This is a genomic window from Mesobacillus maritimus (assembly GCF_044803185.1).
GTDB lineage: Bacteria > Bacillota > Bacilli > Bacillales > Cytobacillaceae > Mesobacillus_B > Mesobacillus_B maritimus_B.
Genome location: NZ_CP085225.1, coordinates 4052092 through 4064997, shown reverse-complemented (window position 1 = coordinate 4064997; position 12906 = coordinate 4052092). Strand labels below are relative to the sequence as shown.

Sequence of the window (12906 nt, the reverse complement as noted above, 5' to 3'; positions counted from 1 at the left end):
AAGCGAATGATTCGTGACCGAGGTAGGATAAAATGGACATCAATGATGTTACCTGAACATGTGAAAATGCTTAGAGACTGGACGAAAGAAGATAAAAACGAAAAGGAGAAGGAGCTGGATGAGCAACAGCTTGAAGTGATGAATGAAATCATCCTTGAAGCAATGGAGTTAAACCAGCTGGTGGCGATTACACATTATCGGCAACAGAAATATGAAATTGTCATAGGTAAAATTCATTATTGGGACCCGCTTGCAAACAAGCTTCATATTGTGGACCGCTTTGCAGAGCTTCACCGTATTGGAATTTCAAGTATTGCAGACGTTAGAGCGGTGGATGAATAAGGAAAGGCTGTTTTCGTAAGGATTGTTGTTAAAATTGTAAAAATCTTAAAGCCGATTTTTACTACCTAAAGCTGATTTTAACGCAAGATAAGCGATTTTGTACGTTATAGTAAGTTTGCAAGCTCTTTTCTCATGGTTTAAAAGCTATTTGCAGCGAACAAAGCTTAATCGATTCTATTTTGTATCTAATAAGCAACAAGTTTGAGAAAAGAGCCATAGGAAAAGAGCAATGGCAGAACCATTGCTCACATGTTACGTTTAATATTATTTCGAGGCGCGGACAGTCGATTGAAACTTTCCTTTATGGGTACCATCACAAAATGGCTTATTGTTGCTCATTCCACAGCGACATAGCGAAAAGGTTGGCTTCGTTTCAAACACATTCCCCTCACCATCAATCAATTCAACATCTCCTGTAACCCTAAGCGAGCCATTATCATTCACCTTAATTTGAACCTTAGACATAAAATCCTCCCTTTAATTTCCATTTTGTACGTTCTTTAATGGTAAAATCGAATAGAACAAAATGCAAGTGCATTATAAGGATTTATATACAATCTCATGTTAAAATAAAACAATGAACACAAAAGGGTGGGTTAGCAATGGAGATAATCGTTACAGAAGCAGCTAAAAAAAAATTAATAGAAAGAACAGCTGAAAAACAAGGAATCTTTAAAATAGAATATGATACAGAAAACTGTTGTTCTGTCAGCGGAACGGCAATGCTTTGGTTTATTGATCAACCAAGTGACTTAGACAAAAGGGTGCAGACAAATGGGCTACCTGTTTATATAGAAAAATCAAAGACAGTCTTCTTTGATGAAAACATGACGATTGATTACGTCGCAAACAGGGGTTGCTTTCAGTTGAAAAGCTCAAATCAATATTTCAATCCTAACATGAGTTTAATTGACAAAACAATTAAAGGGTAAATATAAAAGTGGGTCTCTAGTGAGGCCCACTTTTGGATTAGTGATTATCTTTATAGACAAGGTTTTGAAGGAAGTCATCCAGAACTTGTGCGTATTCTTCACGATTTTCAGTTAGGGACCTAGCATGAACACCATTTTCAGCAAGGAATAGATGTTTTGGGCCTTTTTTGCGCATAAAAAGCCTTTCAGTCATGTCCGGTAAAATATAGTCATCTTTCTTACTATGGATGAACAAAATAGGTTTTTCAATCTGTTCAACAGCAGAAATCGGTGATACCTCTTTGAGCGGATAGCGATCACGGATTTTTAAAAATAGCCGAGCAATTGGAAGCATCAGCTGCGGAGGTAATTTTACCTCTTCTTTTACACGATAGGCTAACTGTTCTTCGAAGTTTGAATAGGCACAGTCGGCGACGTAAAAATCTGCACTATCTTCGAGCATGCCCGCGTATTGCAGCACCGTTGCTGCTCCCATCGATTCCCCGTGGATACCAAAGAAAAGTTTTATACCCTTATCTTCTCTAAGCCAGTCGACTACGGCCTTCAGGTCGAATTTTTCATAGAAACCATAGCTAGTTGTATTGCCACCTGAATCACCATGTCGACGTTGGTCATAAATGATCGCGTTAAATCCCCTTTCAATAAAGAGGTTCATATACTTGACCGAAGACATTTTATTTTCCGTCACCCCATGGCAGAAGATCATGTACCGATTGGTTTCCCAAGGTTCAATGACGATGGCTTTAAGGGAATAACCAAAAGGGGATGAAATGACGACCTCTCTTTTAGGGAGGGCTTCGAATTCAGTTGGCTTCAAGAACCCAGCCTCTTCATCACGCTTAAGAATTTCTTCCTCCTGTTTCTGTTTAATAAACATGATTCGATTCGTAAAATAAATCCCAATTGCTGTGATTAAAGTTAAAAAAGAAAGGATATAACGAAACACTCTTTTCATCGTAACCTCCGGAAACAGCTTTTTATTTCCATTTTATCATTTGAATAGATAAAAAGCCGCTCCTAGTGGGCGGCTTATAACGTGCTGTTGTTCTTATATATTTGGTCTTCCAAATCCTTCACTTCTGCTCTGACGGTTGGTCGGATGAATCGCTCGGTCAAGCTCTTCAGCAGCAATCTTTTGTTTAACATTATCAGCGTTGGGTTTGCCTGACTGGCTGTAGCCCTTGTCTCGTTTTCTGCTCAATATAAGAACCCCCTTCAATAAAATGCATTCACTAATAAGATGGCTTCTAGTAGCCTGCTTATGCATATGAATTACATAGAGAGCCTTCCTGTCCACTTATGAGAATCTAGAGGAAAATAAACTTTCTACTAAATCTGAAAGGGAAAAAGGAAGATGTAGTAGAAATAGTAAGAATAAAAAGGCAAAGAGGGGAAGGGAAATCATGTCACAAAATGATGTAGTCATTGTAAGTGCAGCAAGGTCAGCAATTGGAAGTTTTAACGGAAGCTTGAAAAATGTTTCTGCACCAGAACTTGGAGCAACTGTAATGAAGGGCGCTTTGGAAAAGGTAGGACTACAAGCGAATCAAGTAGATGAAGTCATCTTAGGAAATGTCCTACAGGCAGGCTTAGGTCAGAATCCAGCAAGGCAAGCTGCCATAAAGGCAGGCTTTCCAGAAACCGTATCTGCTATGACAATTAATAAAGTTTGTGGTTCGGGCTTAAAGGCGGTCCACCTTGCCATGCAGGCCATCGTTGCAGGAGATGCTGAAGTTATTGTGGCGGGTGGGATGGAGAACATGAGCCAAGCCCCATATCTATTGAATAACGCACGTGAAGGTTTTAAAATGGGCGACCAGAAGCTTATTGACAGCATGATTGTCGATGGATTATGGTGTGCATTTAATGATTACCATATGGGGCTAACAGCTGAAAATCTTTGTGATAAATACGAAATCACCCGTGCGGAACAAGATGAGTTTTCTGCACAAAGTCAGCAGAAAGCAGTACAAGCGATTGAAGCGGGGAAGTTTAAAGAAGAGATTATTCCAATCAGTATCCCACAACGTAAAGGCGATCCGATCGTTTTTGATACAGATGAGTACCCTAAACAAGGTACAACAGCTGAAAAGCTATCTAAGCTTCGTCCAGCCTTTAAAAAGGATGGAAGTGTCACAGCGGGAAATGCTTCTGGAATAAACGATGGAGCCGCTGTATTGGTTGTAATGAGTAGAAAGAAAGCGGAAGAACTAGGAATCAAGCCACTTGTCACCATAAAAGCAAATGCCAATGCTGGTGTGGATCCAAGTATTATGGGGATTGGACCGGTAACTGCAGTGAAAAAGGCCCTGACAAAGGCGGGAATGACACTAGAGGATATTGAGCTAGTTGAAGCAAATGAAGCTTTTGCAGCGCAATCCCTCGCTGTGGACCGCGAACTGAATTTTAATAAAGAAAAGTTAAATGTCAATGGTGGGGCAATTGCTTTAGGACATCCAATTGGTGCCAGTGGAGCAAGAATTCTTGTTACATTAATCCATGAAATGCAACGTCAAAAGGCAAAGACTGGGCTAGCAACCCTATGTATCGGTGGCGGTCAAGGAGTTGCAACAGTCGTAGAACTTGCATAAGCTTTTAACGCTCTTTTTTGAAAACGATATCAATTATTAAATGGAAACGTCTCTTGTGGGGCGTTTCTATTTTTTATTTGGCTTGTTATAATTTTAATATCAACCAAAAAAAGAAAAAGAGGGGAAACAGCATGAAGAAGAAAAAGCAAACAAGACAACAGGTAAAAAAAGAAGATAAGCCCGTTACTTTGGGCGATAGACTGAACAATGACCTTATGTCACAGCTGAAAGCAAAACAAAAAGAGCTAAAGGAAGTAGAAGAAAAACAAAAGCGAGAGCAAAAAGAGCTGGAAGCGAAGAAGAAGCGAGAAGAACAACGCAGAAGAGAGAAGAACATGACATTTGAGGAACTGTTGGAAAAAAGCGATATGAATTGGGAAAAATATAAATAATGACAAAACGTAAGGTTGAAGTTGTCCCCTATTCTCCGGATTGGGAGAATCTTTTTAACAGTGAAAAGGCTCTATTAAAGGATCTGTTTGGAAAGATTGAGGTTGGGATTTATCATATTGGCAGTACCTCAGTCCTTGGTTTAAGTGCTAAACCAATCATCGATATCTTGATTGAGGCGGAAAACTTGGAGTTCATTGATTTCGTCACGGGGGATATTGAAAGAGCGGGTTACGAAGCTAAGGGGGAGAACGGAATTGACGGTCGCCGTTTTTTTCTAAAAAGCAACGAAAATGGGGTGCGACTTTATCATGTTCATGCTTTTGAAAAAGGAAATCAAGAAATCAACCGCCATCTAGTGTTCCGTGATTATTTACGAACCCATCCGAAGCAAGCGGCAAAATATGCAGAAGTTAAGCAACGGGCAGCAGCAAGCAATCCTTATGATATTGAGTCATATATGGTAGAGAAAGAGCCCATCATAAAAGAACTAGAGAAACAGGCATACAAATGGAGACCATACCATTAAAAAGGCAGCCATCGCTGCCTTTTTCTAACTTTTTGCTTGTGTTTTTGCTACCGGTGATCGCTATACTGATTTGCTTTGGTTAACTTTTGAATCAAAGCAACTTCCTCTCGAGAAAGGGACTGTTGGTTAACTGCGCGCGCATTAGCCCGCACCTGCTCTACAGAGCTTGCCCCGGTCACAACCGAGGCAACAGCTGGATGGGCTAAATTATATTGCAGGGCGACTTCCTCAAGAGATCTAGAAGAGGCAAGTTTTTCTTTTAACAAGGGAAGAATATCTTTCAATTCCTCTTGTGTGTAGTCTAGAAAACCTTTTTCGGACAGCTTATTACGAAATTGATCACTTAACAATCCTTTTGCAACGGATCCTCTAGTGACGGCACTGATTCCATTTTGTTCGAGTAGAGGAAGAGCCGCCTCTTCAGGTCGCCTATCCAACATGCTATATTGCATCATTACCGTTACAATATTTGATTCTTTTGTATATTCCCGAATAACATTTGGTCGGATGGAAGAGATTCCGTAGTGGCGAATAAGTCCTTCTGTTTTTAACTCCTCAAAGGCTTGAATGGTTTCATCAATTGGATCATCAATTGTGCCTCCATGTAGCTGATAAAGGTCGATATAATCAGTCTGTAGACGATGAAGGCTTTGTTTAACAGCCTCTTTAATATAATCCTTCGATGGGTCCCAACTCCAGCCATCTTTTGATTCGTTCCAACGGTTGCCCACTTTTGTTGCAATGATGATATCGTCGCGAACATTTTTTAAAGCCTGCCCCACTATTTTTTCATTTTCGCCAAAATCATATAAATCAGCAGTATCAAAATAATTGATGCCCTCTTCAAGGGCTGCTTCTATGATTTCCTGCGCTTTCTTTTCATTGGTCCCAAGCGACATACAACCAAGACCTATTTCGCTAACAGTCAAATCAGAATTTCCTAATTGCACTTTCTTCATTTCTACACACCCTGTCTTTCGTTTTCCTCAAATCTAATTACTAGAGGTTTCCTTTATTCTATCGAAGAAAACAGGATGACTACAACCTTTGTGAACGGGGTACGCTCTTAGAGACTGATTCTATCCAATCTTTCACTAGAACGTATTCTTTGCCATAGTCTTTTAATTTCTGTTTAATTTCCCAGGCCTTGCCGGCCATCATAAACCCATTCTCATAAACGTAAACCTTCATCTCCATCCCACCTTATATGCGAGTATGATAAAATGTATGAGCATTTAGTATCGGAATAGAACAGGAGTGGAAAAATGAAATCATTAGAAGAGAAGACATTACATACAGAACAAATTTTTTCAGGGAGAGTAATCAGTCTTCAGGTGGAAGAAGTTGAGCTTCCAAACGGAAAGACCTCGAAACGGGAAATTATTAAGCATCCAGGTGCAGTGGCGGTCATTGCTATAACCGATGATGAGAAAATTGTCATGGTCGAGCAATATCGAAAGGCTCTGGAACGAACTATCATTGAAATTCCTGCTGGGAAGCTTGAAAAAGACGAGGAGCCTAAAGGATGTGCCATCCGTGAATTAGAAGAAGAAACAGGCTACGAATGCCAAAACATTGATTGGTTGATATCATTCTATACATCACCTGGGTTTGCAGATGAATTAGTGCACCTATATGTGGCTACAGGCTTGAAAAAAAAGATAGATGCGGCGGCACTTGACGAAGATGAATTTGTAAACGTTGTAGAAGTATCTCTCGGTGAGGCCGTAGAGCTGATGAAGGATCAAAAGATATATGACGCAAAAACCGCCTTTGCCGTTCAATATTTGCAGTTAAAGGATGCGCTTAAATAAAATGAGTGAATTTTACGCTGATTTACATATCCATATCGGAAGGACAAATTCAGGTAGGGCCGTGAAAATTACTGGATCAAGGACCTTAACCTTAACAAACATTATTCGTCATGCGAGGGATATAAAAGGATTAGATATAGTAGGAATCATCGACTGTCACTCCCCTGAAGTAATCGCTGAATTAGAAGACTTACTAGCCGCTGGGGAGATTACAGAACACCCTGATGGGGGTTTAATGTACGGTACATTAGGTATTTTCCTCGGGTCAGAGTTGGAAATCAATAGTGAGGAAACAACAGGGCCAATCCATGTACTCTGCTTTTTTCCATATCTTAAGACAATGCGAGTATTTTCGGATTGGTTAAAGCTTCATTTGAAAAATGTTCATTTAAGCTCTCAGCGTGTGTATGTCACTGGAAAAGAACTGCAAGTGAAAACAAAAGAATTAGATGGTTTATTTATTCCGGCCCATGTGTTCACACCTTTTAAGAGTTTGTATGGAAAAGGCGTGAAGCGTTCTCTAACAGAAGTTTTTGATCCCAATCAAATTGATGCTGTAGAGCTTGGACTAAGTTCAGATACTTCTATGGCACAACAATTAGCTGAGTTAAAAGATTATACATTCTTAACCAATTCAGACGCCCATTCCCTTGCGAAAATTGCGAGGGAATATCAGAAAATCAAACTGGAAGAGGTTTCGTTCAAAGAATTTACTAAAGCATTAAAAGTTGAGGAGGGGAGAAAGGTTTTAACCAATTATGGGCTGGATCCACTATTAGGGAAGTATCATCGAACCGTGTGTGCGAATTGTCTTGTTCCGCTCTCGGAAGGATTGGCTTGTCAAGAATGTGGACATAGTAGATTTATAAAAGGGGTTGCAGATCGAATCTCTGAGCTTAAATCAGTGGATCACCAACAAGCCATCAGACCGCCTTATGTCCATCAGGTTCCTCTGGAGTTTATTCCTGGCTTAGGACCAAAACTACTAGAAAAGCTAATGGATCATTTTGGGACAGAAATGGCAGTTTTACACGAGGTACCTCATTCAGCCTTGAAGGAGACAGTTCCTGAAAAAATAGCGAATCTCATTGTTAAAGCCCGTAGTGGAGAGCTAAAAGTCCATGCTGGGGGCGGTGGAAAATACGGGAAAATCATTCAGGAATGATCCGATGAGCGAAAGAAGGACCAAAGGCCACCTTCTAGTAAAGTTTTCTAGTAACATCTTTAAATGCTAGTCATAGAACCCCATCTTCTGCATAAAATCTAATATCCAATCGTGCAGGAGGAAAAAAGCTATGAAGAAAAGAAAATATCAAAACGTCGCAGCAAATCATCTCCGTGAATATTCCTCTATTTATCTGTTTGTTGTCGTGTTATTTTTGATGGGAGTTATTTTTGGAGCTGTTATTGTCAATAGTCTTAGCTTTACGCAAAAAGAAGATTTATTCTATTATCTCTCCCAATTTTTTGGACAGGCAGCCAAAGGAGAAGTCAACGCAGCACGAGATTTGTTTCTCCAAAGTTTTTTTCATAATAGTAAATTTATTGGTTTAATTTGGATTTTAGGGATTTCAATTATTGGACTTCCGATTATCCTTATTATGTTATTTATAAAGGGAGTAACAGTTGGCTTTACAGTCGGCTTCCTTGTTAATCAAATGGGATGGAATGGCTTTTTGCTTTCATTTGTTTCGATCTTGCCACAGAATCTGATTATCATTCCTGTTTTCATTATTATGGCCGCACTGAGTGTGATGTTTTCGTTGAGAATGATACGAAATCAGTTTATGAAAAAGATAAGTCAACCGGTTTTGCCACTGTTTTTTAGGTACGTTTTCTCTTTCTTGGGGGCAATAATTGTCGTTGCTGGTGCTGCGGGGATCGAGGCGTTAATCTCTCCGGCATTGCTTAAAGCAGTCATTCTCTCCGTTAGTTAATAATCATTTTAAAGTGAGAATGATTGTGTTATCTAGTTTGTAATAATTTTATTATGCATCTCCTTTTCATTCTGCTATAATATATATGACAGTGGGCGGGGGAGTGAAGACTATCTAAATGGAAAATAGAATTGAAAGAATTAAAAAGCAGCTGCATTCGTCCAGCTATAAATTAACACCGCAACGTGAAGCAACTGTACGTGTCCTTTTGGAAAATGAAGAAGACCATTTAAGTGCAGAGGATGTCTATCTACTTGTAAAAGAAAAATCCCCTGAAATTGGTCTTGCGACGGTGTATCGGACTCTTGAACTTTTAACAGAATTGAAAATTGTTGATAAAATTAACTTTGGTGACGGCGTTTCTAGATATGATCTTCGCAGAGAAGGAGCAGCCCATTTTCACCACCATCTTGTCTGTATTGAGTGTGGTGCAGTGGATGAAATCCAAGAAGATTTGCTTGATGATGTTGAGGAGATTGTAGAACGGGACTGGAAATTTAAAATAAAAGATCACCGTTTGACCTTCCACGGTATTTGTCACCGATGCCAAGCAAAAGACAATGAAACACAAGACGAACTTAACGAAAAAGCTGAACAAGCATAAATTACAAACTCTTTCTCAAACCGGGGAAGGGTTTTTTATTTTGGCTCTTTTCTCAAACTTTGTTGTTTTTAGATACAAAATAGGATAGATAAAGCTTTGTTTCACGCAATATAGCTATTTATTTTTGAGAAAAGAGCTTGCAAACTTACTATAACGTACGTAATCCCTTACCTTGCGTTAAAATCGGCTTTAAGATTTTTACAATTTGAACAACAATCTTTACGAAAACAGCCTTTATTTTTGACTCAGTGTGCCCTTTCTTTTTCTTTTTATGTATATAATTTGCCTCCCTTGGCATATCTTGTACTATTAAGCAATCCGGGGGCATTTATATGAAATTGATTTCAATCATACTACATGCGGGTAAGGTGTTTGTATTTTTCACAGGGTGCACGATACTCTTTTATTATGGTATTATGTGGGTAAATGAAGAATATCAGAACTATCATCGTTACGATGAACCAGAAGGGGCGGCAATAAAGGTTTCGGGTGGGAATTCTTCTGAAGAGACCGGAATGATTGACCGGCTGATTTTGTTTTATTTGAATGGAGAGTAATCATTATGAATGAGCATCTCAAAGATTTTATTCATTTCTTGGTGGTTGAAAAAGGACTATCAAGAAATACAATAGTTTCTTATGAACGTGATTTGAAAAGCTATCTCAGCTTCCAGCAAAGTATTGAAAAATTGACTGATTTAGATACAATTCAACGGAGCCATATTATCCATTTTTTAGCTCACTTGAAAGACAGTGGCAAGTCTGCAAAAACCATTGCTCGACATGTCGCTTCTTTGCGTGCTTTTCATCAATTTTTATTACGTGAAAAAGTAGTTGGGCAAGATCCAACCGTCCATATCGAGAGTCCACAGTTGGAACGAAACTTACCAAAGGTGTTAAACCTTCAAGAGGTTGAGATTCTCTTAGAGTCTCCGAGGCTTGTTGATCATTATGGGTATCGAGACAAGGCGATGCTCGAATTACTTTATGCCACTGGTATCAGGGTTAGTGAACTAATAGGTCTAAATATGGACGATATCCATTTAACCATGGGTTTTATCCGCTGTATTGGAAAAGGAAATAAGGAAAGAATTATCCCGTTAGGAAGAACGGCTACAACGGCCTTGGAACAGTACCTTGCAAAAGGCCGCCCGAAACTCGTATCAAAAGGGCATAAAGACGAGGCATTCTTTCTGAATCATCATGGAAAGAGATTAACAAGACAGGGTTTTTGGAAAATTTTAAAGCGGCTTGCCAAGGAAGCAAATATCGAAAAAGATTTGACACCACATACATTGCGACATTCCTTTGCAACACATTTACTTGAAAATGGGGCCGATTTGCGAGCAGTACAAGAGATGTTGGGACATGCTGATATCTCTACAACCCAAATATATACGCACGTAACAAAAACAAGGTTAAAAGATGTTTATAGCAAATTTCATCCGCGAGCTTAATAGTTTAATAGGAAAACAGGCCATATTTTTTGCTGTTGATATAGAATCAATCGGAAGAGGTCGAAAAGTTCGAAAAGCTGCCATAAAGAAAAGGTAGCTTTTTCTTGTTTTTTTGAGAGAAGATTAGTAAGATTTAGTTGTCAGACTTCTGACTTATACAGGGCGATAGTTCTGTTATTAATTTCATAATTGGGCATTATAAAATGAGGTTTTATCAAAGAGTTTCAAATTATTGGTACCAAAACCTTCTAAGGAGGAGATTCAAATGTCATATACATATAAAAGGGTCTTTTTGGTTGTTATGGACTCCGTCGGAATTGGCGAGGCCCCTGATGCAGAACAATTTGGCGATTTAGGCTCTAATACGCTAGGTCATATTGCCGAACGAATGAATGGGTTAAATATGCCTAATATGGCGGAGCTCGGTTTAAGTAATATTAGCGAAATTAAAGGTATCGAAAAAGCGGCAAAACCGCTAGCGTATTATACGAAAATGCAAGAGGCTTCAGTAGGGAAAGACACAATGACTGGCCATTGGGAAATAATGGGTTTGAACATTGATACTCCTTTTCAGGTTTTTCCAGAAGGATTTCCTCAAGAATTAATATCAGAAATTGAGTCTCGGACAGGGAGGAAAGTTATCGGGAACAAGCCGGCAAGTGGTACTGAAATTCTTGATGAATTAGGTGCAGAGCAGATGGAAACAGGTTCATTGATTGTCTATACCTCTGCAGACTCAGTTTTACAAATTGCGGCACATGAAGAGGTTGTTCCAATTGAAGAACTTTATAAAATTTGTGAAATAGCTAGAGAATTAACTCTTGATGAAAAATATATGGTTGGTCGTGTGATTGCGCGCCCATTCTTAGGTTCACCAGGGAACTTTAAAAGAACAGCCAATCGTCATGATTATGCCTTAAAACCATTTGGGCGTACAGTGATGAATGAATTGAAGGATGCTGGCTTAGACGTGCTTGCAATAGGGAAAATTTCAGATATCTATGATGGGGAAGGGGTAACTCAGTCACTGCGAACCGTCTCTAACATGGATGGTATGGATAAGTTGCTAGAGACCATCAATATGGATTTTACAGGGCTAAGTTTCTTAAATCTTGTCGATTTCGATGCGTTATTTGGCCATCGCCGTGACCCGATTGGCTATGGAAAGGCATTGGAGGAATACGATGCAAGGCTCACAGAAGTATTAGAAAAACTAAAGGAAGAGGATCTCCTTATTATTACGGCAGATCATGGGAATGACCCTGTGCATCATGGAACAGACCATACTCGTGAATATGTACCACTTCTCGTTTATTCAAAGGGAATGAGTGAAGGAAAAGAACTTCCTCTTCGCAAGACTTTTGCGGATATTGGGGCCGCGGTTGCGGAAAACTTCCAAGTCAAAATGCCAGATCACGGTACAAGTTTTTTAAAAGATATTAAGTAAGAGGTGGAAAAAATGGAAAAAGGCAAAATTAAAAATGCAGCTGAATTTTTAAAAGATAAGTTTAATCAACCCGTTCAAATTGGTTTGATTCTGGGATCCGGTCTAGGGATTTTAGCTGATGAAATTGAAAACCCAGTAAAGATTCCCTATAGCGATATCCCGGACTTCCCGGTTTCAACTGTTGAAGGACATGCAGGACAATTAGTGTTTGGAACCTTAAACGGAGTCGTAGTTGCGGCGATGCAGGGGCGTTTCCATTTTTATGAAGGCTATAGCATGGATAAAGTAACGTTCCCGGTTCGGGTAATGAAGGAGCTAGGAATTGAGCATTTAATTGTTACAAATGCTGCTGGAGGCGTAAATGAAAGCTTTTCACCAGGGGATTTGATGCTTATTTCAGACCATATCAACAATATGGGAACAAACCCACTAGTAGGACCGAATGATGCGGAGTTAGGGCCGCGTTTTCCTGACTTAAGTGAAGCATACTCCAAAGATTTACGAAAATTAGCCCGGGATACTGCTAGCCGTTTAGATATCGCTGTTCAAGAAGGGGTATATGTAGGAAACTCAGGTCCGGTCTATGAAACTCCTGCAGAAGTTCGCATGCTCCGTATTCTCGGCGGAGACGCTGTTGGAATGTCAACTGTTCCGGAGGTTATTGTGGCACGACACTCTGGTATGAAGGTGTTAGGCATTTCATGTATCTCGAATATGGCGGCTGGGATTCTTGATCAGCCACTATCTCATGATGAAGTAATTGAAACAACTGAAAAAGTAAAAGCAACCTTCCTGTTATATGTGAAAGAACTTGTACAAGAAATTGGAAAAGCTTAACTCTTAGGAACAAAATACTTAGTAAGT

At 39.5% G+C, this 12906-nt stretch carries 18 protein-coding genes; 13 read left to right on the top strand and 5 right to left on the bottom strand.

Features of this window, described 5'->3' with window-relative positions; translation table 11 throughout:
• Positions 1 to 6 precede the first annotated feature (6 nt).
• Positions 7 to 342, top strand: coding sequence for a YolD-like family protein (locus LG336_RS19720; RefSeq protein ID WP_404329190.1), 336 nt, complete (start codon positions 7 to 9; stop codon positions 340 to 342).
• Between the two features lie 264 nt (positions 343 to 606).
• On the opposite strand, the gene LG336_RS19715 is transcribed toward LG336_RS19720, so the two are convergent.
• On the bottom strand, positions 607 to 807 hold the full coding sequence (locus LG336_RS19715; RefSeq protein WP_404329189.1) for a CDGSH iron-sulfur domain-containing protein: 201 nt from the start codon (positions 805 to 807) through the stop codon (positions 607 to 609).
• 137 nt (positions 808 to 944) lie between these two features.
• On the opposite strand from LG336_RS19715, the gene LG336_RS19710 reads away from it, so the two are divergent.
• Positions 945 to 1274 (top strand): iron-sulfur cluster biosynthesis family protein, encoded by a 330-nt coding sequence (locus LG336_RS19710; RefSeq protein WP_404329188.1) that lies wholly within the window; start codon positions 945 to 947, stop codon positions 1272 to 1274.
• 37 nt (positions 1275 to 1311) lie between these two features.
• Here LG336_RS19710 and LG336_RS19705 read toward each other — a convergent pair whose 3' ends face one another.
• Complete coding sequence (locus LG336_RS19705) at positions 1312 to 2229, bottom strand: alpha/beta hydrolase (RefSeq protein ID WP_404329187.1); 918 nt, start codon at positions 2227 to 2229, stop codon at positions 1312 to 1314.
• A gap of 93 nt (positions 2230 to 2322) precedes the next feature.
• Positions 2323 to 2475 (bottom strand): hypothetical protein, encoded by a 153-nt coding sequence (locus LG336_RS19700; protein WP_404329186.1) that lies wholly within the window; start codon positions 2473 to 2475, stop codon positions 2323 to 2325.
• Between the two features lie 202 nt (positions 2476 to 2677).
• Here LG336_RS19700 and LG336_RS19695 point away from each other — a divergent pair, with 202 nt between their 5' ends.
• From LG336_RS19695 to LG336_RS19685, 3 genes are all read left to right on the top strand, one after another.
• Entirely contained in the window at positions 2678 to 3865 is a 1188-nt protein-coding gene (locus LG336_RS19695; RefSeq protein WP_404329185.1) for an acetyl-CoA C-acetyltransferase, read from the top strand.
• Positions 3866 to 3996: 131 nt separating this feature from the next.
• On the top strand, positions 3997 to 4257 hold the full coding sequence (locus LG336_RS19690; protein WP_404329184.1) for a YqkE family protein: 261 nt from the start codon (positions 3997 to 3999) through the stop codon (positions 4255 to 4257).
• A complete protein-coding gene (locus LG336_RS19685; protein ID WP_404329183.1) occupies positions 4257 to 4784 on the top strand; it encodes a GrpB family protein in 528 nt (175 codons plus the stop codon). The genes LG336_RS19690 and LG336_RS19685 overlap by 1 nt, the downstream gene beginning before the upstream one ends.
• 47 nt (positions 4785 to 4831) lie before the next feature.
• Here the strand turns inward: LG336_RS19685 and LG336_RS19680 are convergent, their stop codons facing one another.
• On the bottom strand, positions 4832 to 5743 hold the full coding sequence (locus tag LG336_RS19680; protein WP_404329182.1) for an aldo/keto reductase: 912 nt from the start codon (positions 5741 to 5743) through the stop codon (positions 4832 to 4834).
• Between the two features lie 79 nt (positions 5744 to 5822).
• Positions 5823 to 5975 (bottom strand): Z-ring formation inhibitor MciZ, encoded by a 153-nt coding sequence (mciZ, locus tag LG336_RS19675; protein WP_404329181.1) that lies wholly within the window; start codon positions 5973 to 5975, stop codon positions 5823 to 5825.
• 74 nt (positions 5976 to 6049) lie between these two features.
• Here mciZ and LG336_RS19670 point away from each other — a divergent pair, with 74 nt between their 5' ends.
• The 8 genes from LG336_RS19670 (at position 6050) to LG336_RS19635 (ending at position 12879) form a co-directional block, all read left to right on the top strand.
• Positions 6050 to 6598 (top strand): NUDIX hydrolase, encoded by a 549-nt coding sequence (locus tag LG336_RS19670; protein WP_404329180.1) that lies wholly within the window; start codon positions 6050 to 6052, stop codon positions 6596 to 6598.
• Between the two features lies 1 nt (position 6599).
• Complete coding sequence (locus LG336_RS19665; RefSeq protein ID WP_404329179.1) at positions 6600 to 7763, top strand: endonuclease Q family protein; 1164 nt, start codon at positions 6600 to 6602, stop codon at positions 7761 to 7763.
• A gap of 130 nt (positions 7764 to 7893) precedes the next feature.
• Positions 7894 to 8535: a stage II sporulation protein M gene (spoIIM, locus tag LG336_RS19660; protein ID WP_404329178.1), complete on the top strand. Its 642-nt coding sequence runs from the start codon at positions 7894 to 7896 to the stop codon at positions 8533 to 8535.
• 118 nt (positions 8536 to 8653) lie between these two features.
• Positions 8654 to 9139, top strand: coding sequence for a Fur family transcriptional regulator (locus LG336_RS19655; protein WP_404329177.1), 486 nt, complete (start codon positions 8654 to 8656; stop codon positions 9137 to 9139).
• 332 nt (positions 9140 to 9471) lie between these two features.
• Positions 9472 to 9696, top strand: coding sequence for a YqzK family protein (locus LG336_RS19650; RefSeq protein ID WP_404329176.1), 225 nt, complete (start codon positions 9472 to 9474; stop codon positions 9694 to 9696).
• Positions 9697 to 9701: 5 nt separating this feature from the next.
• Entirely contained in the window at positions 9702 to 10595 is an 894-nt protein-coding gene (xerD, locus tag LG336_RS19645) for a site-specific tyrosine recombinase XerD (protein WP_404329175.1), read from the top strand.
• A 265-nt stretch (positions 10596 to 10860) separates the two neighbouring features.
• Positions 10861 to 12042 (top strand): phosphopentomutase, encoded by a 1182-nt coding sequence (gene deoB / locus LG336_RS19640; RefSeq protein WP_404329174.1) that lies wholly within the window; start codon positions 10861 to 10863, stop codon positions 12040 to 12042.
• 12 nt (positions 12043 to 12054) lie between these two features.
• Positions 12055 to 12879 carry a purine-nucleoside phosphorylase gene (locus LG336_RS19635; RefSeq protein ID WP_404329173.1) on the top strand — a complete coding sequence of 275 codons (825 nt, stop codon included), beginning with the start codon at positions 12055 to 12057 and terminating at the stop codon, positions 12877 to 12879.
• The last annotated feature ends 27 nt before the right edge of the window (positions 12880 to 12906 follow it).